The organism is Leifsonia naganoensis, from assembly GCF_013410615.1.
GTDB lineage: Bacteria > Actinomycetota > Actinomycetes > Actinomycetales > Microbacteriaceae > Leifsonia > Leifsonia aquatica.
In genome coordinates, this window is sequence record NZ_JACCHJ010000001.1 from 2,663,350 (window position 1) to 2,689,489 (window position 26,140).

Annotated in this window: 22 protein-coding genes; 5 read left to right on the forward strand and 17 right to left on the reverse strand. The window is 71.9% G+C overall.

Annotated features, from left to right (window positions below; translation table 11 throughout):
- The first annotated feature begins 204 nt into the window (after positions 1-204).
- Positions 205-5,001, forward strand: coding sequence for an ExeM/NucH family extracellular endonuclease (locus HNR14_RS12865; protein ID WP_179701382.1), 4,797 nt, complete (start codon positions 205-207; stop codon positions 4,999-5,001).
- Positions 5,002-5,140: 139 nt separating this feature from the next.
- On the opposite strand, the gene HNR14_RS12870 is transcribed toward HNR14_RS12865, so the two are convergent.
- From HNR14_RS12870 to HNR14_RS12900, 7 genes are all read right to left on the reverse strand, one after another.
- The gene (locus HNR14_RS12870) at positions 5,141-5,428 is read right to left on the reverse strand and encodes a DUF2470 domain-containing protein (protein WP_179701383.1); all 288 of its coding nucleotides are present in this window, start codon (positions 5,426-5,428) and stop codon (positions 5,141-5,143) included.
- Positions 5,429-5,524: 96 nt separating this feature from the next.
- Positions 5,525-5,839, reverse strand: a complete 315-nt coding sequence (locus HNR14_RS12875; RefSeq protein ID WP_179701384.1) for a CHY zinc finger protein — start codon at positions 5,837-5,839, stop codon at positions 5,525-5,527.
- Positions 5,836-6,432: a CbiQ family ECF transporter T component gene (locus HNR14_RS12880; protein WP_179701385.1), complete on the reverse strand. Its 597-nt coding sequence runs from the start codon at positions 6,430-6,432 to the stop codon at positions 5,836-5,838. Before HNR14_RS12880 ends, HNR14_RS12875 begins: the two co-directional genes overlap by 4 nt.
- 7 nt (positions 6,433-6,439) lie before the next feature.
- Entirely contained in the window at positions 6,440-7,129 is a 690-nt protein-coding gene (locus HNR14_RS12885) for an energy-coupling factor ABC transporter ATP-binding protein (protein ID WP_179701386.1), read from the reverse strand.
- Complete coding sequence (locus HNR14_RS12890) at positions 7,126-8,343, reverse strand: thiolase family protein (protein ID WP_218875039.1); 1,218 nt, start codon at positions 8,341-8,343, stop codon at positions 7,126-7,128. The genes HNR14_RS12885 and HNR14_RS12890 overlap by 4 nt, the downstream gene beginning before the upstream one ends.
- On the reverse strand, positions 8,336-9,481 hold the full coding sequence (locus tag HNR14_RS12895; protein ID WP_179701387.1) for an AMP-binding protein: 1,146 nt from the start codon (positions 9,479-9,481) through the stop codon (positions 8,336-8,338). The genes HNR14_RS12890 and HNR14_RS12895 overlap by 8 nt, the downstream gene beginning before the upstream one ends.
- Positions 9,478-10,119 (reverse strand): biotin transporter BioY, encoded by a 642-nt coding sequence (locus HNR14_RS12900; protein WP_179701388.1) that lies wholly within the window; start codon positions 10,117-10,119, stop codon positions 9,478-9,480. Before HNR14_RS12900 ends, HNR14_RS12895 begins: the two co-directional genes overlap by 4 nt.
- 56 nt (positions 10,120-10,175) lie before the next feature.
- Between HNR14_RS12900 and HNR14_RS12905 the strand changes: the two genes are divergently transcribed.
- Positions 10,176-10,826, forward strand: coding sequence for a TetR/AcrR family transcriptional regulator C-terminal domain-containing protein (locus tag HNR14_RS12905; RefSeq protein ID WP_179701389.1), 651 nt, complete (start codon positions 10,176-10,178; stop codon positions 10,824-10,826).
- Here the strand turns inward: HNR14_RS12905 and HNR14_RS12910 are convergent.
- Positions 10,807-11,184, reverse strand: coding sequence for a DUF3566 domain-containing protein (locus HNR14_RS12910; RefSeq protein ID WP_021758481.1), 378 nt, complete (start codon positions 11,182-11,184; stop codon positions 10,807-10,809). The genes HNR14_RS12905 and HNR14_RS12910 overlap by 20 nt on opposite strands.
- A gap of 149 nt (positions 11,185-11,333) precedes the next feature.
- Here HNR14_RS12910 and poxB point away from each other — a divergent pair, with 149 nt between their 5' ends.
- Positions 11,334-13,067: a ubiquinone-dependent pyruvate dehydrogenase gene (gene poxB / locus HNR14_RS12915; RefSeq protein WP_021758482.1), complete on the forward strand. Its 1,734-nt coding sequence runs from the start codon at positions 11,334-11,336 to the stop codon at positions 13,065-13,067.
- A gap of 174 nt (positions 13,068-13,241) precedes the next feature.
- Here the strand turns inward: poxB and HNR14_RS12920 are convergent, their stop codons facing one another.
- The 5 genes from HNR14_RS12920 to HNR14_RS12940 form a co-directional block, all read right to left on the reverse strand.
- Positions 13,242-13,634: a hypothetical protein gene (locus tag HNR14_RS12920; RefSeq protein WP_179701390.1), complete on the reverse strand. Its 393-nt coding sequence runs from the start codon at positions 13,632-13,634 to the stop codon at positions 13,242-13,244.
- A gap of 22 nt (positions 13,635-13,656) precedes the next feature.
- Positions 13,657-14,430: a hypothetical protein gene (locus HNR14_RS12925; protein ID WP_021758484.1), complete on the reverse strand. Its 774-nt coding sequence runs from the start codon at positions 14,428-14,430 to the stop codon at positions 13,657-13,659.
- Positions 14,431-14,736: 306 nt separating this feature from the next.
- Complete coding sequence (locus tag HNR14_RS21390; protein WP_179701391.1) at positions 14,737-16,512, reverse strand: LCP family glycopolymer transferase; 1,776 nt, start codon at positions 16,510-16,512, stop codon at positions 14,737-14,739.
- Between the two features lie 128 nt (positions 16,513-16,640).
- Positions 16,641-17,147, reverse strand: coding sequence for a MarR family winged helix-turn-helix transcriptional regulator (locus HNR14_RS12935; RefSeq protein WP_179701392.1), 507 nt, complete (start codon positions 17,145-17,147; stop codon positions 16,641-16,643).
- Between the two features lie 46 nt (positions 17,148-17,193).
- Positions 17,194-17,739 (reverse strand): hypothetical protein, encoded by a 546-nt coding sequence (locus HNR14_RS12940; RefSeq protein ID WP_179701393.1) that lies wholly within the window; start codon positions 17,737-17,739, stop codon positions 17,194-17,196.
- Positions 17,740-17,824: 85 nt separating this feature from the next.
- Here HNR14_RS12940 and HNR14_RS12945 point away from each other — a divergent pair, with 85 nt between their 5' ends.
- On the forward strand, positions 17,825-18,412 hold the full coding sequence (locus HNR14_RS12945; RefSeq protein WP_179701394.1) for an NADPH-dependent FMN reductase: 588 nt from the start codon (positions 17,825-17,827) through the stop codon (positions 18,410-18,412).
- A gap of 88 nt (positions 18,413-18,500) precedes the next feature.
- On the opposite strand, the gene HNR14_RS12950 is transcribed toward HNR14_RS12945, so the two are convergent.
- The 3 genes from HNR14_RS12950 to HNR14_RS12960 all read right to left on the reverse strand — a co-directional run bounded on the left by HNR14_RS12950 (position 18,501) and on the right by HNR14_RS12960 (position 24,725).
- On the reverse strand, positions 18,501-19,277 hold the full coding sequence (locus HNR14_RS12950; protein ID WP_179701395.1) for an Fpg/Nei family DNA glycosylase: 777 nt from the start codon (positions 19,275-19,277) through the stop codon (positions 18,501-18,503).
- Between the two features lie 36 nt (positions 19,278-19,313).
- A complete protein-coding gene (locus tag HNR14_RS12955) occupies positions 19,314-23,915 on the reverse strand; it encodes an ATP-dependent helicase (RefSeq protein ID WP_179701396.1) in 4,602 nt (1,533 codons plus the stop codon).
- Between the two features lie 159 nt (positions 23,916-24,074).
- Positions 24,075-24,725, reverse strand: coding sequence for a dienelactone hydrolase family protein (locus tag HNR14_RS12960; RefSeq protein ID WP_179701397.1), 651 nt, complete (start codon positions 24,723-24,725; stop codon positions 24,075-24,077).
- 115 nt (positions 24,726-24,840) lie between these two features.
- Here HNR14_RS12960 and HNR14_RS12965 point away from each other — a divergent pair, with 115 nt between their 5' ends.
- Complete coding sequence (locus tag HNR14_RS12965; protein WP_179701398.1) at positions 24,841-25,425, forward strand: NUDIX hydrolase family protein; 585 nt, start codon at positions 24,841-24,843, stop codon at positions 25,423-25,425.
- Between the two features lie 9 nt (positions 25,426-25,434).
- Here HNR14_RS12965 and HNR14_RS12970 read toward each other — a convergent pair whose 3' ends face one another.
- Positions 25,435-26,097 (reverse strand): TetR family transcriptional regulator, encoded by a 663-nt coding sequence (locus HNR14_RS12970; protein ID WP_179701399.1) that lies wholly within the window; start codon positions 26,095-26,097, stop codon positions 25,435-25,437.
- Positions 26,098-26,140 lie beyond the last annotated feature (43 nt).

Consider the following 26,140-nt stretch of genomic DNA (forward strand, 5'->3'; position numbering starts at 1 on the left):
CGCGCGCCGGATCCGGCCCGGCGCGGGCCTTCGGAGGGCCGTCATCCTGTCACGCGAACAGGGTTAGCCGCGCGCGTCTGCTCAAATGAGCGGTCTACCCCCGAACGAGTTTTCTGTACGTTCACACAAGAGACAGAGTCCCGACGATCGCGGTTCCTACTCTGACCGTCGGATCCATCCCACTTCCACCGACCAGGGAGAGCAATGTCAATCAGGAACGGCAGGGTGTGGCGCAGCGCCGCGGCCGCGATCGTCGGGGCCGGGCTCGCAGCCGGTGCTCTCGTCGCGACGCCGGCGTACGCCAGCACCGACGGCACCGGAGTCGTCATCAACGAGGCCTATCTCAGCGGCGGCAGCGCCGGCGCGGCCTACGCGAACAAGTTCGTCGAGCTGTACAACCCGAGCGACGCGCCCGTCGCCCTCACCGGCTGGAGTGTGCAGTACCGCTCGGCGACCAGCACCGGTGCGGCCAACGGCGTCGTCCCGCTCACCGGCTCGATCGCCGCCAAGGGCTACTACCTCGTCGCGGGAGGCTCGAACGGCACGAACGGCGCCGCCCTCCCGACGCCCGACGCCGCGAGCAACGCGCTGAACCCCAGCGGCACCACCGGCACCCTCATCCTGTCCAGCTCCGCCTCCGCTCTCACCCTGCCCGCGGGCTCGGTGTCGGGCGCGGCCGGCGTGGTCGACCTCGTCGGCTACGGCACGTCCAACACGTTCGAGAAGGCCAAGGCGCCTGCGCCGTCCGCCAACACGGACGTCAAGTCGCTGAACCGCACCTCGTTCACCGACACGGACGACAACAGCGCCGACATCACCCTCAGCGGCACGATCACCCCGCAGAACTCGGCGACCACGCCGGGCGGCGGCACGACCGACCCCGGTGAGGGCACCGACCCCGGCACCGGGACCGACCCGGGGCCGCCGGGCGACGCGATCGCCATCTCCGAGATCCAGGGAACCGGTGACACCAGCCCCAAGGCCGGTCAGACCGTCACCACCGTCGGCGTCGTCACAGCGCAGTACGCCACCGGCGGCTTCAACGGGTTCTACATCCAGACCCCCGGCACGGGAGGCGCGGTCGACCTCGCCACCCACACCGCCTCCGACGCCGTCTTCGTCTACGGCTCGTCGTACGCCGCCTCCGTGGCCGCGGGCGACTACGTGCAGGTGACCGGTGCCGTCAGCGAGTTCAACGGGCTCACCGAGCTCACCGCCTCGAAGGTCGACAAGCTCGACGCGAGCACGGTCACCGCTCCGGCCCCCGCCACCGTCGGCCTCCCGGCCACGGACGCCCAGCGCGAGAGCCTCGAGGGGATGCTGATCGCACCGCAGGGCGCGTTCACCGTCACCGACACCTACTCCACCAACCAGTACGGCGAGATCGGCCTCGCGGCCGGCGACACCCCGCTGCTGCAGCCGACCGACGTCGCCCGCCCCGGCACCGCCGAGTACACGGCCGCCGTCGCCGATGTGAAGGCCCGCGGCGTCATCCTGGACGACGGAGCCTCCACCAACTTCCTCAGCGCGGCAGGCAAGTCCAAGCCGCTGCCGTACGTGTCGCTGACGGACCCCGTGCGCGTCAGCGCGCCGGTGACCTTCACCACGCCGGTCGTCCTCGACTACCGCAACGACGCCTGGAAGTTCCAGCCGACTGCCGAGCTCACCCCGGCGAACGCCGCCTCGGTGCAGCCCGCGACCTTCGCCAACACCCGCACGGCCTCCCCGGCCGATGTCGGCGGCGACCTGAAGCTCGCCACCTTCAACGTCCTGAACTACTTCACGACGACGGGCGACCAGCTCAGCGGCTGCACGTTCTACACCGACCGCGACGGCAACAAGATCACCGTGAACAGCGGATGCGACGCCCGCGGCGCCGCCGACGCCGCCAACCTGAAGCGCCAGCAGGACAAGATCGTCGCCGCGATCAACGGCCTGACCGCCGACGTCGTCTCCCTCGAGGAGATCGAGAACTCGGCCCGCTTCGGACTGGACCGCGACGACGCGCTGAAGACGCTCGTCGGCGCGCTCAACGCCGCGGCCGGCAGCGAGATCTGGGCGTACGTGAAGTCGCCGTCGACCCTGCCGTCCTCCGAGGACGTCATCCGCACCGCCTTCATCTACAAGAAGGCCGTCGCGGAGCCCGTCGGCTCCTCCCGCATCCTCGACGACGCGGCGTTCGCGAACGCCCGCCAGCCGCTCGCCCAGGCCTTCAAGAAGGTCGGCGCGACGGATGCGAAGGCCTTCATCGCGATCGTGAACCACTTCAAGTCGAAGGGCTCCGGGACCGGTGGCGACGCCGACCAGGGCGACGGCCAGGGTGCGTCGAACGCCTCCCGCGTGAAGCAGGCGAAGGCGCTGGTCGCGTTCGCCGACGAGCGCAAGGCCTCGCTCGGCCTCGACAAGGTGCTGCTGATCGGCGACTTCAACGCGTACCTGCAGGAGGACCCGATCAAGATCCTCACGGACGCAGGCTACGTCGACCAGGTCAGCACCAGGACGAACAAGCACACGTACTCGTTCGGCGGCACGGTCGGCTCCCTCGACCACGTCTTCGCCTCGCCGGCCGCCAACACGGCCATCACCGGCGCGGACGTGTGGAACATCAACTCGGGCGAGTCCATCGCGCTGGAGTACAGCCGGTACAACTACAACGTCACCAACTTCTACGCCGCCGACCCGTACCGGTCGAGCGACCACGACCCGATCGTGGTGGGCCTCGGCCTGACCGCGAAGCCGGTGACGCTCAACCTGCTGAACATCAACGACTTCCACGGGCGTATCGACGCCAACACCGTGAAGTTCGCCGGCACGATCGAGAAGCTGCGCGCGGAGGGCGGCGAGGGCAACACCCTCTTCCTCTCCGACGGCGACAACATCGGCGCCTCCCTGTTCGCCTCGGCTTCGGCCGGCGACGTCCCGACCATCGACGTGCTGAACGCGCTGGGCCTCAAGACCAGCGCGGTGGGCAACCACGAGTTCGACAAGGGCTTCTCCGACCTGACCGGCCGGGTGAAGGACGCGGCGGACTTCAGCTACCTCGGCGCGAACGTCTACACGAAGGGCACGAAAGACCCGGCACTGCCCGAGTACGCGACGTTCGACGTGAACGGCGTGACGGTCGGCGTCATCGGCGCGGTCACCCAGGAGACCCCCACCCTCGTCTCGCCGGGCGGCATCTCGACGCTCGACTTCGGCGACCCGGTGGAGGCCGTCAACCGCGTGGCGGGCGAGCTCACCGACGGCGACCCGTCGAACGGCGAGGCCGACGTGCTCGTGGCCGAGTACCACGAGGGTGCCGGAGCAGGCACGCCCGACGGAGCCACGCTCGAGCAGGAGGTCGCGGCCGGCGGCGCGTTCGCCGACATCGTCACCAAGACGAGCGCGAAGGTCTCCGCCATCTTCACCGGCCACACGCACAAGCAGTACGCGTGGGACGCCCCGGTCCCCGGAGTCGACGGCGCCACCCGCCCGGTCGTGCAGACCGGCAGCTACGGCGAGAACATCGGGCAGGTGACCCTCACGGTCGACCCGGAGACCGACACGGTCACCGGCCACACCCTCCGCAACGTCGCCCGCACCACGGACGCCGACGCGGACCTCGTGGCGGCGTACCCGCGGGTCGCGCAGGTCAAGACGATCGTCGACAAGGCGCTCGCCGCGGCCGACGTCATCGGCAGCCAGAAGGTCGGCTCCGTGACGAAGGACATCACCACCGCCTACATCGGCGGCGCGCGCGACGACCGCTCCAGCGAGTCCACCCTCGGCAACCTCGTCGCGGACTCCCTGCTGTCGACCCTGTCGCCGGCCGAGCTCGGCGGTGCCGAGATCGGCGTGGTGAACCCGGGCGGTCTGCGCGCCGAGCTGCTGTACGGCACCGACGGCTCCGTCACCTACGCGCAGGCGAACGCCGTCCTGCCGTTCGTGAACAACCTGTGGACGACGAGCCTGACCGGCGCGCAGTTCAAGCAGGCGCTGGAGCAGCAGTGGCAGACGAACGCCGACGGCACCGTGCCGAGCCGGCCGTTCCTCAACCTCGGGCTGTCGAAGAACGTCAGCTACACGTACGACGCGAGCCATGCGGCGGGCGACCGGATCACGAGCATCCTCGTGAACGGGAAGCCCATCGACCCGGCGAAGTCGTACCGGATCGGCTCGTTCTCGTTCCTGATCCAGGGCGGTGACAACTTCCGCGCCTTCGCGGCCGGGACCGACACCAAGGACTCCGGCCTCATCGACCGGGACGCCTGGATCAGCTACCTGCAGCAGAACAGCCCGGTGTCGCCGAGCTTCGCCCGCCGCGGCGTCGCCGTCAGCGGCGTGCCGACCGGCACCCTGCAGCCCGGCCAGCAGGTCTCCTTCACCGTGTCGAAGCTGAACCTGACCTCCCTCGGCAGCCCGGCGAACACCTCGCTGACGCTCTCGTGGACGGGCAGCGGCACCAGCCTCGGCAGCGTCCCGGTGGACGCCGCCGGCAGCGCGACCGTCGCGTTCACCGTCCCGGCCGACGCGGCCGGCGCGAGCACGCTCGTGCTGACCGCTCCGGAGTCGGGCACCACCGTCACGGTGGCGCTGACCGTCGCGGACAAGCCGGTGGAGAACCCGAAGCCGACGAAGGACCCGAAGGCCGCCAAGGAGTCGGCCCTCACCAAGGCGCTCTTCGGCAAGATCACTCTCGACAAGACCAGCTACAAGGCGGGCGACCCGGTCCAGGTGACCGTGGACAAGAAGCTCGCCGGCCAGTGGGTCTCGGTCTGGGTGTACTCCACGCCGAAGAACATCTCGGCCGGATGGGCGAAGGTGCCGGCCGACGGCATCCTGAAGCTCACCCTCCCGACCAAGCTGGACAAGGGCGACCACAAGCTCTCCGTCCAGAACGCGTCGGACGCCGTGGTCGGCTGGAGCGCCTTCCAGGTGAAGTCCTCCGGCGGCGGCTGGTGGGACTGGATCTGCGACCTCGGCTGGCTGTGGGACTGGTTCCACAAGCTGTTCGGGTGGTGACCGCCCGACCGGCTGACCGCTTGACCAGCTGATCGCTCCGCGACGCGAACGGAGGGGATCCCCACCATCCCGGTGGGAATCCCCTCCGTTCCCCGCGTTTCCGGGGTCGCGCGGTGCGGATCTCCTCCGCTCCCGCCGCTCAGCCGAGGCGGCGGACGGCCTCCTCGTGCAGCGCAACGACCTCCCGGCGCACCTCGGGCCGCTCCGCGATCGGGCCGCCCGGCCACGGCACGCGCAGCTCGGCGCTCGACCCGTCCGCCAGCTCCACCCGCCAGTCGCCGCCGTCGCCGTCGAAGCCGGTCATCGTGGCCGACACCGCCTCGGGCCGGCCGAAGGCCCGCACGATCAGGAGGTTGTCCCCGGTGTGGTCCGCGTTCATGTGTCCGAGCACGCCCGCAAGCGTCGCCTCATCGAATCCGTGCGCCATCCGTCCACTCTCGCACACCGCGAGGCGGCACGAATTGCACGGAAATGCGCCGAGGCGGCAGAGAATTCGCCCTCTCGGCGTCGTATCGCCGCGCGCTCAGTCGAAGTAGAGGTGACGGTGGAGTTTGCAGCCGGGGTTGAAAGCCGCGCCGCACGCCGGGCATCCCTCCACGCCGAGGTACGCGTCGATCGTCAGCTCGTCGCCGCACACACCGCAGAGCACCGCGCGCTCGGCGCCCGAGCCCTCCGGCCAGGCCTGCGCGGGATGGTCGGCCGCCTCCGCGTGGCACAGGTGGCACGGGTAGTACTCGCCGCAGCAGGCGAAGCGGATGGCGATGACGTCCAGCTCGGTCCGGTAGTGGATGCAGCGGGTCTGGTCGTCGACCGTCGGGCCGAGCACGCGGGGCGTCATCGCACGCCCCGGGCGGTGAGGGCGTCGCCGAGCTGGTCGGCGTGCTTCAGCGCGACCACCAGGAACGGCACCGCGAACAGGCGGAGGCTGGCCCGGCCGCCTCGCGCCCGCTGCGCCTCCCGCACATCGTGGGCGAGCCGTGCGAGCACCGGGAGGGTGCTCAGCGTGACCGTGAGGAGCAGAGCCACGCGTTGCGGGTCGATGCGGATCCGCGCGAGCGGCCCCATCCCGCGCTCGATCGCGTCGAGCAGCGCCGTGACACGTGTCGTCAGCACGAGCAGCGCGGCGAGCACGATCGCGCCCGTCACGCGCGCGGTGTTGGCGACGGCCGCCTCCGTGCCGAGGAAGATCAGCTGCCCGGCGAGCGTCACGACGACCACCCAGCGCACGGCCACGACCTGCCGGCCGAGCTCCGCGATCCCGAGCCCGGAGACGAGGTAGGCGAGCACGCACACCGCCGCTGCGGCCGCCGCCGTCCACCACAGGGAGGGGAGTAGGGAGACCGCCAGCACCAGCGCGAGGAGCAGCAGCGTCTTCGGGCCGGCGGGCATGCGGTGCAGGAGGCCGTCGCCCGGCCGGTAGAGCGTCACCATCGCCGCCTCACCACCGCAGCGCCGTCTCGTAGTCGGCGATGATCTCGGCGGGTGCGCCGATCCCGGCGACCCGGCCGCCGGCGAACAGCACCGCGACGTCGCAGCGCTCCGCGAGCGTCAGGTCGTGCGTCACGAGCACCAGTCGGTGGCCGTGCTCCTCGGCGAAGAGGTGGTCGGCGACGCGGCGGGCGTTGCGGGCGTCGAGGTACGCGGTCGGCTCGTCGGCGATCACCAGCCCCGGGTTGCGGATGAACGCGCCGCACAGCGCGAGCAACTGCTTCTGGCCTCCCGAGAGGTCGTGCGAGGGATGCTCGGCCAGCGCGGTCAACCCGAACCGGTCGAGGGCGCGGGCGACCCGCTCGGCCGCTTCGGCCCGCGACGGCTTCTCCGCGCGCAGCGAGAAGGCGACGTCCTCCGCGACGGTCGGCAGCACGATCTGCGCGTCGGGGTTGCTGAACACGACCGCGACCCGTCGCCGCAGTTCGGCCGCCTGCCGCACCGGGTCGAGGCCGAGCACGCGGAGCGAGCCGCCCGTCGGCGGCGTGAGCCCGCCGAGCAACCGGGCGAAGGTCGACTTGCCCGACCCGTTCTCGCCGATGACGGCGATCGTGCGGGCGTCGAGGTCCAGCGTGACGTCGTGCAGGATGTCGGCGTCGCCGAGCCGCACGGAGACGCCGTCGAGCGCGATGCCGTTCATCGGACCACCTCCAGGACCGCCGCCACGCCGAGTCCGCCGCCGACGGAGGCTGCGGCGACGCCGATCGTACCGGCCGGAGCCCCGCCCCGCACGAGTCGGCTGAACAGGCGCACGATGCTGACGGCGCCGCTCGCGCCCCACGGGTGGCCGAGCGCGAGCGCCCCGCCGTCGGCGCAGACGCGCGCGTCGTCGTCGGCGATCCCGAGCCGGTCGAGCACGGCGAGGCTCTGCGCAGCGAACGCCTCGACGATCTCGAAGGCCGCCACGTCGTCCGTCCCGAGGCCCGCGCGTTCCAGCGCGGCGAGCACGGCCGGCGCCGCGCCGATCCCGGGGAGGGCCGGGTCGCAGCCGACGACGGCGTGGGCGCGGATCGCCAGCCCCGGGAGGTCGAGGCCCGGGATGCCGCGCCCCGGGATGCCGCGCCCCGGAATGCCGCCGCTCGCGACGCGCCGGTCGCCCGGCACCACCACGACCGCGGCCGCCCCGTCGCCGATCCGCGTGGAGGTGCCCGCGGTGAGCGTCCCGTCCGGGAAGAGCGTCGGCAGTCGCGGCAGCAGCCGTTCGGCGCCGCCGATCGCATCGTCCGCCGTTATCCCGGCGAGGGGCACGAGCTCGTCCGCGAACCGCCCGGCCATGAGCGCCGCCCGCGCCCGGGCGTGACTGCGTGCCGCGTGAGCGTCCTGCCGCGAGCGGGGGATGCCGTCGTGCCGCGCGAGGTCCTCTGCGGCCCGTGTCATGTCCGGGTCGGGCCAGCCGTCCGGGGCGAACGCCGCGCGGTCGTACGCGATGCCGTCTACCGAGCGGACGGGCGCGGTCGAGGCGCTCTCGACGCCGCCGGCCACGCGCGGGCGCGGATCCCCGGCGCGGATGGCCGTCGCCGCGTCGAGCACCGCCGCCAGCCCGCTGCCGCACTGCCGGTCGACCGTCGCGCCGGGCACCCCGGCACCCAGACCGGCCGCGAGCGCGGCGACCCGCGCGGGATTGCCGCCCGGGCCCATGCAGTTGCCGAGCACGACGTCCGCGATCTCGAGCGGCGAGCCGGCGTCGGAGTCGGAGCCGCCGCGGAAGCCGCCGCCACCGGAACCGCCGCCCGCATCCTCCAACACGGTCCGGATCACGGGCGCGGCCAGCTCCTCTACCCGCAGCCCGGCGAGGGCGCGCCCGCGCGTCCCGATGGGCGTGCGGCGTGCGGCGACGATCACGGGGTCAGCCAAGGCGGGGCACCTCCCCGGCGACGGCGCGGCGGGCGGCCTCTGCGCGTGCCGGCTTGCCCGAGGCGGTGCGGGGCAGGGGAGCGGCGAACCAGTGCCGCGGCCGATGGGCGGGCGCGAGCTGCTCCTCGGCCGCCGTCCGCAGTGCGGCGAGGCTGGGACCGTCGCCGCCCTCCGGCTCGATCACGGCGGCCACGAACGCGCCCACGCGCTCGCGTGGCAGGGCGAACACGACGGCATCGCGCACGCCCGGCACGGTGCGCAGGACGGCCTCCACCTCCTCCGGCACCACGGTCGCGGAGGCGCTCAGGATGGCGTCGTCCGCCCTCCCGAGTAGCCGCAGCCGGCCGTCGGTCAGCTCCGCCCGGTCGCCGACCGAGGCCCAGTCGCCGTCGCGCCGCAACGGTCCGGCAGTCGATTCGCCGACGCCCGGATCGAGGTACCCGAGCGCCACGAACGGTGACCGCACCCACAGCTCGCCGTCGCGCACGTCCAGCTCCACTCCCGGGAACGCGCGCAGCCCGTCGCCGGTGTCGATCGCCACGTACGAGAGCTCGGCGGCGCCGTAGTACGCGGCGACGCGGATGCCCGCGGCCTCGGCGCGCTCACGCAATGCGGGGTCGAGGTGTGAGCCGCCGACGAGCGCGGCGCGCAACCGGGGCGGAGCGCCCGCGTCGAGCAGCGCCCGCAGTGCGTGCGGTGTGCCGTGGAAGCAGGTCGCGCTCGCGGCGTCGTCCGCCGTGAGCACGTGCCCGCGCGGCAGGATGGGTCGCGGGCCGCCTGCGAGGGCGTGCGCGAGCGAGAACAGGGTCAGCGACGACGCGGGAGGCGCGGGCAGCGCGACCGCGTCCTCCGGACCCGCGTCGAGGAGCGCGGCGACGGCGGCGAACGAATCGGCCCAGGAGGCCGCGGTGCGCTGCACGATGCGCGGCGCCCCGCTGCTGCCGGAGGTGAGCGTCGCCCAGGCCGCGTCGGGATACGGCTCCGCGCCCTCCGCGACCGCCACCAGCGTCGACCACTGCGCGTCCGGCGCGCGATCGTCCCCGACGAGCGGCACGTCGCCCGCGGCGCGCACCGCGCCCACGCGCTCGAGCAGCGTGCGCGCGGGCCCGCGCAGCGGGACGATCCGGGGTGACGTCACGGCGCGGGCGTCCCCGCGGCGACGGGCTCGGCGACGACGGGTCGCGGCGCCGCCTTCCACGTCCGGCGGAACGCCCGCGGGTAGGTGCGCACGAGCGTGGTCACGATCAGCGTCGCGAGCACCGCCTTGACGAGGTCGCCCGGCAGGAACACCAGGCTGGTCAGGGCGGTCTCGCCGAGCGGGAGCCGGGTCACGAGACTCTGCACCGGGATGCCGACGGCGTAGATCACGAGGATGCCGCCCACGATCATCCCGAGCAGCGTGCGCCACCAGACGGGCTTGCGTCCCGCCGCGTGCACGATCAGCCCGATCACCAGGGCGCCGACGATCCAGCCGAGCGCGTATCCGGCCGACGGACCGAGGAAGACGCCGATTCCGCCGCGGCCCCCGGCGAGCAGCGGGAGGCCGGCGGCGACGAGCGCGAGCAGCACCGCCATCGAGAGCGCTCCGAGCCAGGGGCCCAGAATGGCGCCGGCGAGCATCACGCCGAGCGTCTGCGCGGTGATCGGCACTCCGCCGAAGAACGTGAAGCCGCCCGGCAGGCCGAGCACGGCCACGATCGCGGCGAACACGGCGACGCGCGCCAGCTCGGTCGCGTCGAGACGGCGGCGCGGGGCCGGGGTCGGGGCATCGGTCATGATCGGATCCTCACCTGAACACTGTTCACCTGAACGGTGTTCACTATAGTGGGATCGTGAGCGGGATCGAAAGCGGACGCAGGCACACACGCGACGATGTGGCGCGCACCGCGCTGCGGATCCTCGACGACCACGGCCTCCCCGACCTCACCATGCGCCGCCTGGGGGCCGCGCTCGATGTGCAGCCGAGCGCCCTCTATTGGCACTTCCCGAACAAGCAGTCCCTGCTCGCCGAGCTCGCCGACCGCATCGTCGGCGGCCCGTCGACCTCAGCCGCCTCCGCACCGGACGGCGAATGGGTGGATGCCGTGCGCACCGAGGCCGGCGCCCTCCGCGACGCCCTCCTCGCCTATCGCGATGGAGCGGAGGTCGTGGCGAGCACCCTCGCGCTCGGGCTCGGCTCCGGGGTCGCCCTCGACCGGCTGACCCGGGCGGTGGCCCGCGGCGGCTTCGACGAGGCAACCGCCCGTCGCGCGGCGACCGCGCTGCTGCACTTCGTGCTCGGGCACGTCTCGCACGAGCAGCAGCGCCTGCAGTACGACAGCCTCGGGGTCCTGGCCGATCCGGCCGATCCCGTCGCCGCGGGCGGCGACGGTGGCGCAGAGCAGTCCGACGACCCCGCAACGGACTTCGCCTTCGGCGTCGACCTGTTCGCCGGTGGCCTCGAGCGCCTCCGGGCGGGGGAGCTCAGTCGCCCCCGAAGGTGACCTTCCAGCCGCCGACCACGTTGGTCGCGAGGTTGAACAGTGCGGCGAAGATGGCGCCCAGCGCCGACACCACGATCAGTTCCAGCAGTGCGACGACCAGCGTGAACGTCATGAAGTTCGGGAATGTGATGCCCGCGACGAGCTGAGCGCCCTGCGCGCCGGCGACGTCCTCGAGGAAGCTGCGGGCGAGCGCGACCGCGCCGAACTTCTCCAGCGCTGTCCAGAGCAGCAGGGCGACGACGACGGTGATGGCCGCCACGATCAGGCTGACCAGGAACGACATCTTGAGTGCCGACCAGAAGTCGATGTAGACCAGGCGCATGACGGCCCGTTTCGACTGCTTCTTGCGTGCCGACATCCCTGCGCGACCTCCCCTGCCCTGCCGACCCGCAGTGCGAGACGGTCCCCTCGGCACAGTCTAACCGCCCGCCGCGCAACCCCTCGTCAGGGCCGTGGGCGGGGGCGTAGCGTGGAGCACATCGCCCGCCGAACGTGAGGAGCATCCCTATGCCGACCGTCGCCGACACCATCGTGGAGATCATCCGGGACGCGGGGGTGAAGCGCGTCTACGGCATCCCGGGCGACTCCCTCAACGGGTTCACCGACGCCCTGCGGCGCGCGGGCGACGTCGCCTGGGAGCACGTGCGGCACGAGGAAGCGGCGGCCTTCGCAGCGGCGGCGGAGGCGGCACTCACCGGCGAGCTGGCGGTGTGCGCGGGCAGCTGCGGACCGGGCAACCTCCACCTCATCAACGGCCTCTTCGACGCCAACCGCAGCCGCGTGCCCGTGCTCGCGATCGCCGCGCAGATCCCCGGCCCCGAGATCGGGAGCACGTACTTCCAGGAGACGCACCCGCAGGACATGTTCCGCGAGGCGGCGGTCTACACCGAGCTCGTGTCCATCCCGGAGCAGCTCCCGCGTGTGCTGGAGATCGCCATGCGCACGGCGATCGAGCGGCGCGGGGTCGCGGTGGTGGTCGTCCCGGGCGAGATCTTCCTGAAGGAGAGCGCCGGGCGCCGCAAGTCCGCGCCCATCCTCTACTCGCCGCGCGTCACGCGCCCGGCCGACGACGAGCTGCGCGCCGCCGCCGACATCCTGAACGGCGCCAAGAAGGTCACCATCCTGGCCGGCGCGGGCGTCGAGGGCGGCCACCCCGAGCTGATCCGCCTGGCCGGCGCGCTCAAGGCCCCGGTCGTGCACGCGCTCCGCGGCAAGGAGTTCGTCGAGTACGACAACCCCTACGACGTCGGCATGACCGGGCTGCTCGGCTTCTCGTCCGGCTACCGGGCGATGGAGTCGTGCGACGCCTTGCTCATGCTCGGCACCGACTTCCCGTACCAGCAGTTCTATCCGTCGAAGGCGAAGATCATCCAGGTCGACATCCGCGGCGAGAACCTCGGTCGCCGCACGCCCGTCGACCTCGGACTGGTCGGCAGCGTGAAGGACACCGCGGAGGCGCTCATCCCGCTGCTGAAGGAGCGCTCCGACACCAAGCACCTGGACTCCTCGACCGCCCACTACGCCAAGGCACGCAAGAGCCTCGACGAGCTGGCTGTCAACGACCACAACCGCACGCCCATCCACCCCCAGTACGTCGCGCGGCTCATCAGCGAGCTGGCCACCGACGACGCGGTCTTCATCCCCGACGTCGGCTCGCCGGTCGTCTGGGCCGCCCGCTACCTGCGGATGAACGGCAAGCGGCGCCTCATCGGGTCGTTCTCGCACGGGTCGATGGCCAACGCCGTCCCGCACGCGATCGGTGCGCAGGCCGCCTTCCCCGAGCGCCAGGTGGTCGCGCTCGCCGGAGACGGCGGTCTCGCCATGCTGCTCGGCGAGCTGCTGACGCTGCGGCAGAACAAGCTGCCGGTGAAGATCGTGGTGTTCAACAACTCCTCCCTCAACTTCGTCGAGGTGGAGATGAAGGCGGCCGGATTCGTCAACTTCGGCACCGGGCTCGAGAACCCCGACTTCGCGCAGGTCGCGCAGGCGATCGGCCTGCACGGGCAGCGGGTGGAGAAGCCGGACGAGCTGGAGAGCGCCCTGCGCACCGCGTTCGCGCACGACGGGCCCGCCCTGATCGATGTCGTGACCGCCCGGCAGGAGCTCAGCATCCCGCCGGCGATCACCGCCGAGCAGGTCAAGGGCTTCACGCTCTACGCGCTGCGCACCATCATGTCGGGCCGTGGTGACGAGCTCGTCGACCTCGCGGACACGAACATCTTCCGCCGCCTGTTCGACTGACGGCGCCCAGGCGACTGCGTTCGCCTGGTACTTCTGCGGCGCGGCGAGCCGCCGCAGAAGTACCGCCACGCAGCAGTCGCCCGCGAGCAGCGCCCGGCGTCAGTTGATGCAGACCGTGTCGCTGTAGCTCTTGGCCGGGGAGGACGGGGTCGCTGCGGCAGCGTCCGCCGTGGGTCAGCGGCTCCGGTGCCGGGCCGCGCCGATCGCGACGGCGATCAGGAGCAGCGCCTGCATCGCCACCCCCACGACGAGCAGCCACCCGAGGCCGGCGATGGCGACCGCCGGATACAGCAGCGCCAACGGTACGACGATCGCCGCGGTGATCGCGACCAGGATGACGGTCCGCTGTGTCCGGGGAGCGGCCGGCGCGCGGCGATTCAGCGCCGGCACGACCAGGAACGCAGCGAACACGAGGGCGAAAGACGCGGCGGTGAGGCCCACCGGAGGGGATTCCTCTCGCGCGATGAACACGGCCGGCGCGGCGGTAACCACCACCAGGACCCCGAGCAGCAGAATCGCCGACGATGCTGCTGTCGGGACGTAAGGGTGTCGCAGCGTGTCAGTCATGATGGGTCCGTCGCGTCCTGGGTCAGCACTTCTCGATCACGAGATGGGTCGTCGACGTAGGCACGTAGATCAGAGCGCGCATACCGAGACACTTCCCCTGATTGAGGGCGTTCTGGGCCTGCTGACCAACGTACGCGACGGCAAAACCGCACGACAGTCCCCCGATCGGCCCCGCGAGCATGGTGCAGCCACCCGTGATCAGAACTCCCGCCGTACCGCTTGAGGCAGCCAGTTGTTGTGTCTCCGCTTTGTTGTACATCACTGTGCAGAACACTCCATCACACAGGAGCCGTGGATCTGCGACGACCGGGTAAGCCGCACCGCGATGGTCGACGTGCTGAATGACCGTGCCGCCATCGAGCGTGTACCAGCTCGGAAGCTGCTTTCCGGTGGCGTCGACGGCCCACGCGGCGGCGAGGGCGTTCACAGTCTGTCCTTCCGGGTTTTTGACAAGCACGCCGCCGTCGCTCGTCGGCTCTAGTCGTGCGGGTTTGCCAGCCGAGGCAACGTCGAATCGGAAGTCGTTCGGCGCCTCGGCACTATCGATCACGACATAGCCAGCGTCAGCGCGAGCGCCCGCGCCGGTCACCGCGTAGTGGAATCCCGCCTCGGAATAGACCACAGCGCTGCCATCAGCGACGATTGCTCCGGGGGAATCGGTATCGGGTTGGAGTGACACCATCGCATCCCCAGTCCCGACCGTCACCCCGGTCCGAGCCGAGACAGCGCCCGCGGCGGAGACGTCCTCCGAGCCAGTCAATAGGCCACGCTGGTCGAGCGCGCGCAGGGCTTGCACGGTTGGACCTGGTTCAGCCGACGCCGGAGCTACCGATGCGACCGCGAAGGCCGAAGCTGCCGCGAGGACAAATAGAGCTTTGAGTGGAGACATCTTTGTCGCCCTCTTCCTGTACCCGGAAGACGCCCCGTCGCGTCCGCGGTCTAGGTACATACTCACTCTCGCAGTTAATGTTCAAGAGTTCCAGAGCAAGAACGCTGGATTTGGGATTTCACGCACAGATCTCATCGCATAGGCGCGAGGACCGGCCCACCGATCTCGCGTGCACGAAAATCTGCCGCTGCCTTTTCGGCTGATCGGAGGTCGTCAGTTGATGCAGACCGTGTCGCTGTAGCTGGTCGCCGGGGACGACGGCGTCGGCGCGGGCGCCGATCCCGAGCCCGACGATCCCGAACCGGAGGACGAGCCGGAGCCGGACCCGCTGGAGGCGCCGCCCGCCCCCGGCATGATGCCGTCGTCGCCCAGCACCACGGTCACACCGGAGACGCTGCTCGTCTCCTGCACGGCGGCGCCCGGGAGGAGGGCCGCAACGGCCTTCGCCTGCGCCTCCTGTCCCGAGGGGTACTGGATGGTGGTCGTCGCGATGGTGTCCGCATCGCCCGGGGTCCCGGTCTTGAAGCCGGCTGCGGCGAACGCCTGCGTGGCGGTCCCGGCGGCGCCGTTCTGACTTCCGCCGTTCAGCACGGTCACGGTCGTGTCGGCCGGCTTCGCCGCGGTCGCCTTGTCGTAGGCGCTCGGCGTGCCCATCAGGCTCTGGATGAACGCGGGCATCGCGGCCGTGTCCACCTCCACGATCGAGAGGTCCTCGCCGTCGACCGTGATCGTCGGGGTGCCCGAGATCGGGATGGTCGCCGACTGGATCTTGCCGCCCGTGAGTCCCTGCATCTGGGCACCGAGTTGGAGGAAGTTGAGTCCGGGATCGGTCTCGAGCGAGCCGCTGACCGCATCCAGCACGTTGGTCAGCTTGCCCGGGTTGAGCAGCGTCCCGGCGGAGAGGAACTTGTGCGCCTCCACGGAGAGGAAGTACTGCTGGCGCACGACGCGGTCGAGGTCGCCACGGGGGAGGCCGTGGCGCTGGCGCACGAACGAGAGCGCCTGCTTGGCGTCGAGCGTCGAGACCCCCGCCGGGAAGTTCGCGCCCGAGTACGGGTCGTCGACGGCCTCGTTGAGGCACACCTGCACCGGCCCGAGCGCCTGGGCGATCGTGTAGAAGCCGAGCAGGGAGACGCGCACGTAGTGGTCGATCGACAGGCCCGTGAGGTTCTGCACGGTATCGATCAGGAGCTTCGCGCCGCTCGTCGGGTCGGTGGCGCCCCCACCGAGGGAGAACGCGGAGTTGAGCTTGTTCATCCCGTGGCCGGGAACCTCCACCCACGAGTCGCGGGGCAGCGAGATGAGGGTCGCCGACTTCCCGTCCGCCGGGATGTGCAGGATCATCATCGTGTCGGTGTTCGTGCCGCCGCCGTCGTCGGTCGTGCTCAGCTGGTCGAGCTCGGCCTGGGTGGCGCCCTCCGGGCGGTGGTCGTCGCCCACGAGCAGGATGTTCTGGTCGGTGCCGTCGACGTCCTTGCCCGACTTGGAGATCACGTCGACGTGGCTCACGCCGTTGACGAAGCGGAAGTAGCTGTAGGCCGCGTAGCCGCCGAGCACCACGAGGAGCACGGCCAGGGTGCCGGCCGTCCACGCGATGATCCGCTTGGTGCGGCGGCGCTTGCGCGGGTCGCGCCCGCGCTTGCCCGGGGTGCCGTCGCCGGGTCCGCCGGTCTTGCCGCCGTCGCCGGAGCCGCCGTTACCGCCGCGTCCGCCGTTCCCGCGACCGCGGCCGCCTCCACCGTTCCCGCGACCACCGCCGCGTCCGGCGTCGTACGGCTCGCCTGCCCCTGCGCCGAACGGGTCGAACCCGCTGCCGGCCGCGGCACCGCCCGCGGCTGCGCCGGAGCGCACCTGGGAGGCGGGGCGCGTCGCCCGCACCGGCCGGCGCGGGTCGGCGGCGGGCGCACGGCCGAAGACCTCGGTCGCCGGCTCGCGGTCATCGCCGCGTCCGTCGGCGCCGGGGGTGTCGGGGAGGTTCGGTCGTCGCACATCAGAACGCTAGAGGGCGCCGCCTGAAGAGGTCCTGGTTTCGGCGGCGTTCCCGACGAATCGCCAGGTTTTCGCCTCCGACCTCCCAGGCCCGGCCCAGGTGGCGGGCGACGGCTCTGCGAGAACGCTCAGTCCGCGACGCCCGTGTCGCCGCCGGCGTCCGTGGCATCCATCGCGGCGGTCATCCGCTCGGAGATCGCGAGCAGCGCCTCCTGCTGCTCGGGTGTGATCGCGTCGTACAGGATGCGGCGGATCGTCGCCGTGTGCTCCGGCAGTGCCCGCACCACGACCCGGCGCCCCTCGCCGGTGAGCTGGATCCAGCTGGCCCGGCGGTCCTCGGCGCAGTCCTGACGCTCGACCAGCCCGCGCGCCGCCATGCGCGTCACCTGGTGCGAGACGCGGCTCTTCTCCCAGCCGGTGAAGGCGACCAGGTCGCGCACCCGCAAGCGTCGCCCGGGGGAGCGGACGAGGGCCATCAGCACCTCCAGCTCGGAGATCGAGATGCCGTTGTCGTGCTGCAGCTGCACGTCGAGCGTGCGGTCGAATCCCCGGCGCATCAGGTAGAACGCGTGGAAGAGGCGCTCTTCGTCGTCGCTGAGCTTGCGCGGGTCTGGCTGGGTGCGCGCGGTGGGCATACGTCATCCTCGCACGGGCCGGGCGTACCGGCGGGTGCCCCTGCCGTCAGTGGGCGAGCTGCTCCAGGAACACGACGAGCATCCCGAGCGCCACGATCACGACGAGCACGAGCAGCTGCTTCCAGCCGGCGAGCCCGGTGCGCGAGACGGCGATCCGCGCCACGACCGCGAGGGAGACGATCAGCGCGATGATCGCGACGGTCATCGCCGTGTGGACCGCCACGACACCGCCGATGGCCAGCAGCAGCGAGATCACCGGGACGACGAGCACGCCGAGCGCGCGGGAGGCGACCGCGACCATGTGCCGGAACTCGAGGGCGCTGGGCAGTGTGGTGTGCACGATCATGTGCGAGACCAGGTCGGAGGCGAGGCCCGCGAGCAGCACGCCGACCACCGAGATCAGCATCGTCCACAGCACGTCGCCCGGGACGAGGTGCTCGACGTGGCCGTTCAGCGCGACCAGCACGGCGAGGGCGGTGAACGTCGCGTAGATCCGCTCGCGCAGGCGGTCGCCCGCCTGCCGGCGCTGCTCCTCGGTCGCGTCTGCGGGCAGACGCGTGTCGTCGGGCCGGTCGTCATCCCGCGGAGGCATACGAGAAGCCTACGGGACGGGAATGCAGGAGGCCGCGGGGAAGTTCGAACTCGGTGACACGTCACCCAAAAACGAAGGATGGACTATGACGAAGATCGCGATCATCATCGGCAGCACCCGGCCGGGCCGCAACGGCGAGGCCGTCGCCCGCTGGGTCTACGAGCATGCCGCGAAGCGCGCGGGCGTCGAGTACGAGCTCGTCGACCTCGCCGACTGGAACCTCCCGCACCTCGACGAGGCGATGCCCGCCGCGATGGGGCAGTACGCGAACGCCCACACCAAGGCGTGGGCGGCGAAGATCGCCGAGTTCGACGGCTACCTGTTCGTGACTCCCGAGTACAACCACAGCACCTCCGGCGCGCTCAAGAACGCGATCGACTTCGTCGGCGCCGAGTGGGCCAACAAGGCCGCGGGCTTCGTCAGCTACGGCGTCTTCGGCGGCGCCCGCGCCGTCGAGCACCTGCGCCTCGTGCTGTCGCAGCTGCAGGTCGCGACCGTCAGCGCCTTCGTCGGCCTGAGCCTCGCGCACGACTTCGAGAACTGGTCGCTGAAGCCCACCCCGCAGCAGGAGGCGGCCCTCACTCCGCTCTTCGCCCAGCTCGAGTCCTGGTCGGCCGCCCTCGAGAGCGTCCGCACGGCTGCCGCTGCACCCGCGGAGGACGCCGCAGCCTGACCTTCCCGCCGCCGAGAGTGCGAATAGTCCGCCCTCTCGGCGGTTTCGCGTGCACTTCGTGCCGCCTCGACGCAGACCGCGCGCGGCGCTACGTCTGGCAGACGGGGCAGAAGTACGTCACGCGCTCCTCGAGCTCGGTGCGGCCGAGCTCGGTGCGCAGGATGCGCGTCCCGCAGCGGCGGCAGGGCTGCCCGCCGCGGCCGTACACCCAGGTGTTGCGGCCGCGGCGGGTGTCGCCGGTCGTCACCCGCCGCGGCCGGTCGCGGTTGGCGACGATGAGCCGGTGGCCGAGGTCGACCGCCGCGGGCACATCCACCTCGGCGACCGGACGCGTGGGCAGCATCCCGCGCAGGAAGCACAGCTCGTTCGCGTAGACGTTGCCGAGCCCGGCGAGGTTGCGCTGATCGAGCAGTGCGACGGCGATCGGGGTGTCCGGGTGCGCGGCGACGCGCCGCACGGCCTCCTCCGCGTCCCAATCGGGCCCGAGCAGGTCGGGGCCGAGGTGGCCAATGGCCTCCTCCTCGCGCGCTCGCGGCAGCACCTCCAGCACGCCGAGCAGGAAGCCGACCGCGTCGGCCTCCGCGGTCCGCAGCACGGCGCGCGCCTGGAACGCGGGATGCCGCCACCGCTCGCCCGGCCGGTAGACCTCCCACGAGCCGTCCATCTTCAGGTGCGAGTGGATGGTGTGCTCGCCGACCCGCATCAGCAGGTGCTTGCCCCGGCTCACCACCTCGTCCACGCGCTCGCCGGAGAGGTCGACAGTCGCATACGCCGGAACGCGGAAGTCGCTCGCCGTCAGCACCCGCCCGGCCAGAGCCTCCCGCAGCCGCCGCGCCGCCTGGTAGACGGTGTCACCCTCGGGCACGCGGCCTCCTCGGCCCTGGCGCAGCCGTCACAGCCGTCACGAGCGCAGCCGCAGCCCGCGCGGGATGGCCAGGAAGCCCGCCTCGGCGAGGGCGTCGCCGGTGGGCGTGCCCAGCACGAAGCCGCCGTTCACCGTCTCGACGGCCAGCTTGTCGACGCGGCGCCCGGTGACCAGCGCGGCGAGGGCGCGGGAGGCGGCAGCGAGCGTCGGACCGGCCTCCGCATCCTCCGGGTCGACGAAGGAGAGCAGGCTCTTGCCGCCGCGCTCGACGTACAGGGTCAGCTCGCCGTCGACCAGCACGACGAGGGCTCCGGCCTTGCGCCCGGGCCGGTGGCCCGTCCCCGCCTCGCCGGGCACGGCCGGCCAGGGGAGGGCGGCGCCGTACGGGTTCGCGGGGTCGGTGGCGGCCAGCGCGATCGCGGAGTGCTCGCGCTCCTGCAGGGGATCGCGGGTGAAGCCGCGCAGCCGGTCGACGGTCGCCCCGGTCGCGAACTGCGCGGCGCCGAGGGTCTCGACGAAGTAGCCGCGGCGGGCGCGGCCCGTCTCCTCGAAACCGCTGAGCACCTTGTAGGCGAGGGCGAAGCCGCCGGGCGTCCCCTCGTTCATGACCGAGCCGCGGGTCACGACGCCGTAGCGGTCGAGGAGCGTCTCGGCCTGACCGTGCGCGCGCACCGTGGAGTCGAGGTCGCGCTCCGGCAGCAGCGACCAGCGGCCGGCGACGGTCGGCGGTCCCATTCGGGTCACCATCGCCGAGCGTGCCGCTGCCCGGCCGCGGTACATGCGCGCCCGTGTCGGCTGCCGCGGTCGCTTGTGGGCGCCGGAGCCGCCGCCGGTCAGCGTGCGGAGCGGTGCGAGTGTGTCGTTCGTGACGAGGCCCGCCCACACCAGGTCCCAGAGCGCGGCCACCAGGGCGGCGTCGTCGACGGGCTCTCCGGCGGCGACCCCCATCGCGTCCGACAGCTGCCGGAAGAAGAAGCCGCCTCCGCGCGAGAGAGCGTCCAGCACCCCGCGCTGCAACTCGTCCGGTTCGTGCTCGCCGGGAGGCGCGAGGGTGAGCGGCGCGCTGTCGGTGAGGTGGAGGCTCATCCACCCGTCCGAGCCGGGCAGCGAGCCGTCGCCCGCCCAGATCACCTCGCCCGTGGCGGTGAGCTCGTCGAGCATGGTCGGGCTGTAGTCGGCGACGCGGCTCGGCAGGATCAGCGATTCCCACGCGGACGCAGGGATGCGCGCGCCGGCGAGCTGCTCGATGACCGACGCCACCGCATCCACCCCGCGCAGCGTCGACCCGACGTGTTGCCAGTCGGGCAGGAATCGCGCGAAGGTCGCGGTGTCGACCGGCTCGACCTCGTGGCGCAGGGCGGCGAGCGACATCCGCCGCAGCCGCCGGAGCACCTCGGCGTCGCTCCACTCGCTGCCGTGCGCGTGCGGCCGGAACTCGCCCTCGACCACGCGGCCGTCGTGCGCGAGTCGCCGCAGCGCGTCGTGCACGATGGCGGTCCCGAGGCCGAATCGCGACGCGACGTCCGCGGTCTCGAACGGTCCGTGGGTGCGCGCGAAACGGCTGACGAGGTCCCCGAGCGGGTCGTCGACCGGCTCGATGAAGGCGACCGGGACGCCGATCGGCAGGGGCACGCCCAGCGCATCCCGCAACCGGCTGGCGTCTTCGATGGCCGAGAAGCGCTCGACGCCGGCGATCGTCACGGCGAGGGCGCGCTTGGTGTCGACCAGTGCGGCGAGGTGGCCCGCCGCCTCGGCGACGTCCTCGTTCTCGGATCGCGCCGCGACCTCCTCCGCGTTGAGCGGTCCGAGCAGGCGCAGCAGATCGGCGACGCCCTCCAGCCCCCGCACGCGGCGCTCGGGGTCGAGTCGCTGCAGTTGCAGTTCGACGCGCTCGATCACCGCGGGGTCGAGCAGTTCCCGCAGCTCGGCGCGTCCCAGCAGCTCGGCGAGCAGACCGGTATCGAGCGACAGCGCCGCGGCCCGGCGCTCGGCGAGCGGGCTGTCGCCCTCGTACATGAACGCAGCCACGTAGCCGAAGAGCAGGGACCGCGCGAACGGCGAGGCCGTCTCGGTCGCGGCCTCCACGATGCGGATGCTCCGCTGCTCGATCTGCTTGGCGATCTCGTCCAGCGCGGGGAGGTCGTAGACGTCTTGCAGGCACTCGCGGATGGTCTCGAGGATGATCGGGAAGCTCGGATACTTGCGCGCCACATCCAGCAGTTGCGACGCCTTCTGCCGCTGCTGCCAGAGCGGCGACCGCTTGCCCGGGTTGTACTTGGGCAGCAGCAGGGCGCGTGCCGCGCACTCGCGGAACCGCGAGGCGAACAGCGCCGAGCCGCCGACCTCGTTCGTCACCAGCTCGTCCAATTCCTGCGGCTCGAAGACGAAGAGCTCGCCGCCGGGAGGCTGGGATTCCGTGTCGGGAATACGCACGATGATGCCGTCGTCCGCCGCCATGGCGCCCGCATCGATCCCGTAGCGCTCCCGCACGCGCGCTTGCACCGCCAGCGCCCACGGCGAGTGGATCTGCATGCCGTACGGGGAATGCAGGATGACGCGCCAGTCGCCGAGCTCGTCGCGGAACCGTTCGACGACCAGCGTGCGATCGGTCGGAACGTATCCCGTCGCGGTCTTCTGCTCGGCGAGGAACGACAGGAGATTGTTCGTCGCCCACGCGTCGAGCCCCGCCTCCACGCAGCGCAGCTCGGCGTCGGCAGAGGAGGCGGTGCTCAGCTCGCGCTGGAAGGCGCCGACCGCACGCCCCAGCTCCACCGGGCGGCCGAGCCCGTCGCCCTTCCAGAACGGCAGGCGGCCCGGCTCGCCGAACGCGGGCGTCACCAGCACGCGGTCGTGGGTGATCTCCTGGATGCGCCAGCTTGTCGAGCCGAGCGCGAACACGTCGCCGACGCGCGACTCGTAGACCATCTCCTCGTCGAGCTCGCCGACGCGGCTGGCCTTCTCGCCCACCATGTAGACGCCGAAGAGGCCTCGGTCCGGGATGGTGCCGCCGCTCGTCACCGCGAGCCGCTGCGCTCCGGGACGTCCGGTGATCGCTCCGGTGTCGCGGTCCCAGACCACGCGCGGCCGCAGCTCGGCGAACTCGTCGGACGGGTAGCGCCCGGCCAGCAGGTCGAGCGTCGCGTCGTAGGCGCTGCGGGGGAGCGTCGCGAACGGTGCGCTGCGGCGCACCATGTCGAACCAGTCGTCGGCGTCGATCGGCTCGAGCGCGCAAGCCGCGACCGTCTGCTGAGCCAGGATGTCGAGCGGGTTCGCCGGCACCCGGAGGGTCTCGATCAGCCCGGCGGTCATCCGCTCGGTGGCGACGGCGGAGTGGATGAGATCGGCGCGGTGCTTCGGGAAGACGACGCCGCGGCTCACCTCGCCCACCTGGTGGCCGGCGCGGCCGACGCGCTGCAGTCCGCTCGCGACGGACGGCGGGGCCTCCACCTGGATGACCAGGTCGACCGCGCCCATGTCGATGCCCAGCTCGAGGCTGGAGGTCGCCACGACACAGCGCAGGCGTCCGGTCTTGAGGTCGTCCTCGATGAGCGCGCGCTGCTCCTTGCTGACCGAGCCGTGGTGCGCGCGTGCGAGCACGAGGGCGTCGGCGTCGTCCGCCACGGCTTGCGCGCCGCGCGTCTGCCCGGAGCCGCCCATCAGCTCGGCCGGCGGGCGTCGTTGCGCTCCCGCGTCGAGTTCGCCGCCGAGCACGCGCTCCTCGTAGATCTCGTTGAGCCGTGCCGTCAGCCGCTCGGCCAGCCGACGCGAGTTGGTGAACACGATCGAGGAGCGGTGCTCGACGACCCGGTCGACGATCGCCTCCTCCACGTGCGGCCAGATCGACCCGGTCTGCGGCGGCGAGCCGTCGTCGTTCCCACTGGCGAAGGTGGAGGTGCCGAGCTCGCTCATGTCCTCGACCGGCACGACCACGCGCAGGTCGAACCGCTTGCCCGACGGCGGCGCCACGACCTCCACCGGGCCGCGGCCGCCGAGGAAGCGCGCGACCTCCTCGGGCGGCCGGACCGTCGCGGAGAGCCCGATGCGCTGCGCCGGCTTCGGCAGCAGCGCGTCCAGCCGCTCCAGGGAGAGCGCGAGGTGCGCTCCCCGCTTGGTCGACGCGACGGCGTGCACCTCGTCGACGATCACCGTCTCGACCGACGTCAGCGTCTCCCGCGCCTGCGAGGTCAGCATGAGGAACAGCGACTCGGGCGTCGTGATCAGGATGTCCGGCGGGTTCGTCACGAGCGCGCGGCGGTCGGACGACGGGGTGTCGCCCGAGCGCACGCCGACGGTCACGTGCGGCGGCTCGGCGCCGAGCCGCTTGGCTGTCTGCGTCACGCCCACGAGCGGCGCGCGCAGGTTGCGCTCGACGTCGACGCCCAGCGCCTTCAGCGGCGAGATGTACAGGACCCGCGTGCCCTTCGGGGCGTCGGGAGCGCGCTGCTCGCTCGCGAGCCGGTCGATCGCCCAGAGGAACGACGCCAGAGTCTTGCCCGAACCGGTCGGCGCGATGACGAGGGCGTGCCGTCCGTGCGAGATCGCCTCCCAAGCGCCCTCCTGCGCGGGAGTGGGCGCGGCGAACGCCCCACGGAACCATTCACGGGTCGCGGGGGAGAACCGCTCGAGCACGTCGCCCATCCACACCATCCTGCCCCCGACCCCTGACACCCGGATCCCCTGCGCCAGATTTGTGCCAAATGTCGCCTATGCCGCGCTGATTCCCGCGATTTGTGCCGAATGTCGACTTTGGGGTGCCGTATCCCGCGATTCGTGCCGAATGTCGCGAGAGGCGGAGCGTCAGCGGGGCAGCCGCGCGCGGATGAAGGTGGAGATGTCGCCCAGCTCCAGCGGCGAGATGCCGTGGCCGAGGCCCTCGTAGATGCGCGCGTCGAGTGCCGAGTGCTCGGGCAGCCACTCCGCCGTCCGGTCGATGGAGGCGGCCGGGATGGTGTCGTCCATCGTCCCGCGCCCCCAGAACACCGGCACCGGGTCGCGGGTGAGTGCGGCGTCGCCCTCATGCTCGCCCTGCACGACGAAGCCCGAGAGCTGCACGGCGTAGTCGAAGCGCTCCGGCGCGAGCCGCAGCAGCTGGAGGGCCATCGCGCCGCCCTGGGAGAACCCGAGCAGACCGGTCGGCGCGGCCGGCTGCTCGTCGAGCCACGCGAGCACCGCGCGGGCGGCGGCGTCGGCGTTGCCGGCGAGGGGGTCGCTCGGCACGTTCGTGAAGCGGGAGAACCAGGCGAAGCCCGGCCCTTCGGGGATGGGCGCGCGCAGCGACGCGATCACCGGCTCCAGGGGGAGGTACGCCGCGATCCCGAAGAGGTCCGCCTCGTCCGACCCGTAGCCGTGGAGGAGCACCAGCAGCGGCCGGCCCGCCCGGTCCTTCTCACCGGCTGACCAGAGCACGGCATCGCGGTCGATGTGGAGGTCGGGTGTGGGGAACGGCACACCGACCATTCTGTCCCCCTGCCGAACCGCTTCACAGCCCCCGATCGCGTGCCGCTTGTCCACAGATCTCCGGGTCCTGGGGGTCTCGCGGGCGCGCGTTCCGTACTATCGACCCATGAGCGTTCGCACTCCGGATCCCGATCCGACCCCCGACCCGCTGCCCGGCAACGGCGGCCAGCCCGGTCCGGCGTGGCTGAGCGACATCGAGCTGGAGCAGATCCGGCGCCGCCTGCCGCTGCTGTACGTGGAGGCGGTCCCGGTGCGCGTCGACGGCCTCGGCCAGGTGACGCAGGTCGGCATCCTGCTCCGCGCCAACGCGGTGGGGGAGATGACGCGCACGCTCGTCTCCGGCCGGGTGATGTACGGCGAGACCCTGCGTGAGGCGCTGTTCCGCCACCTCGAGAAGGATCTCGGCCCCATGGCCTTCCCGCTGCTCCCCGCGAGCCCGGTGCCGTTCCAGGTCGCCGAGTACTTCCCGATGCAGGGCGTCACGGCCTACAGCGATGAGCGTCAGCACGCCGTCTCCCTGGCGTACGTGGTCCCCGTCACCGGCACCTGCGAGCCGCGTCAGGATGCGCTGGAGCTCACGTGGATGACGCCGGAGGAGGCCGTCTCCCCGACGGTCGCCGAAGAGATGGAGGGCGGTCGCGGCGCTCTGGTCAAGACCGCCATGGCGTCGGTCGGGTGCGTCGCGCCCTAGCCGTCCTGGCTACTTATCCTCCGCGTCCATCCCCGCCAGCAGGGCCGTGAGCACCCGCGTGAGTCTCGGCCCGACCTCGACGATCGCGTGGCGCAGCCGCGGGTCGCTGCGGTAGACGGCTTCCAGCTCCGGCCCGGGCGTCGCCATCTGCCATTGCGCCCCGGCCATGCTCGTCGCCGTGGCGATCACGTCGATCGCCTGCAGTTCGGTGAGCCCCGGCCGTAGTCGGCGCAGCTCGCCGGCGATCGCCTCGACGTGCACGTGCACGTCGAGCTTGAAGCCGCGCACCGTCTCGACCGACACGTTCCGTTCGAGGTTGAGCGGGGTGTGGGCCAGGAGGTCGCAGAACAGCGGCCGCGCCACGAGCGTGTCGCTCAGGGCCGAGGCCAGCCGCAGGGGTGATGCGGTGCGCCACGACGACAGGAGCGGCAGGAGCCAGCCCGCCCACGACCGCCACTCCTCGGCCGTGAGGCGCAGGAAGATCTGCTCCCGCGTCTCGAAGTACCGCAGCAGGCCCGACTTGTGCATGCCGACCGCGTCTGCGATGTCGGTGAGGGTGACCTCCCGGGTGCCGCGACGCTCCGCCTCTGCGCGTGCTGCGGCCAGGATCGCCTCCTCGCGCGCCAGCTTGGCGTCGGCGGAGCGCGCCCGTTCGAACGGTGCCGTCGTCATGAGTTCATTCTAGTGCAACAAGGTTGCGTTATTAACGAAACAG

Coding starts and splice junctions, on each gene's coding strand:
- HNR14_RS12865 (WP_179701382.1), top strand. CDS start 205: ATGTCAATCAGGAACGGCAGGGTGTGGCGCAGCGCCGCGGCCGCGATC.
- HNR14_RS12870 (WP_179701383.1), bottom strand. CDS start 5,428: ATGGCGCACGGATTCGATGAGGCGACGCTTGCGGGCGTGCTCGGACAC.
- HNR14_RS12875 (WP_179701384.1), bottom strand. CDS start 5,839: ATGACGCCCCGCGTGCTCGGCCCGACGGTCGACGACCAGACCCGCTGC.
- HNR14_RS12880 (WP_179701385.1), bottom strand. CDS start 6,432: ATGGTGACGCTCTACCGGCCGGGCGACGGCCTCCTGCACCGCATGCCC.
- HNR14_RS12885 (WP_179701386.1), bottom strand. CDS start 7,129: ATGAACGGCATCGCGCTCGACGGCGTCTCCGTGCGGCTCGGCGACGCC.
- HNR14_RS12900 (WP_179701388.1), bottom strand. CDS start 10,119: ATGACCGATGCCCCGACCCCGGCCCCGCGCCGCCGTCTCGACGCGACC.
- HNR14_RS12910 (WP_021758481.1), bottom strand. CDS start 11,184: ATGTCGGCACGCAAGAAGCAGTCGAAACGGGCCGTCATGCGCCTGGTC.
- poxB (WP_021758482.1), top strand. CDS start 11,334: ATGCCGACCGTCGCCGACACCATCGTGGAGATCATCCGGGACGCGGGG.
- HNR14_RS12920 (WP_179701390.1), bottom strand. CDS start 13,634: ATGACTGACACGCTGCGACACCCTTACGTCCCGACAGCAGCATCGTCG.
- HNR14_RS12935 (WP_179701392.1), bottom strand. CDS start 17,147: ATGCCCACCGCGCGCACCCAGCCAGACCCGCGCAAGCTCAGCGACGAC.
- HNR14_RS12940 (WP_179701393.1), bottom strand. CDS start 17,739: ATGCCTCCGCGGGATGACGACCGGCCCGACGACACGCGTCTGCCCGCA.
- HNR14_RS12945 (WP_179701394.1), top strand. CDS start 17,825: ATGACGAAGATCGCGATCATCATCGGCAGCACCCGGCCGGGCCGCAAC.
- HNR14_RS12955 (WP_179701396.1), bottom strand. CDS start 23,915: ATGGGCGACGTGCTCGAGCGGTTCTCCCCCGCGACCCGTGAATGGTTC.
- HNR14_RS12965 (WP_179701398.1), top strand. CDS start 24,841: ATGAGCGTTCGCACTCCGGATCCCGATCCGACCCCCGACCCGCTGCCC.
- HNR14_RS12970 (WP_179701399.1), bottom strand. CDS start 26,097: ATGACGACGGCACCGTTCGAACGGGCGCGCTCCGCCGACGCCAAGCTG.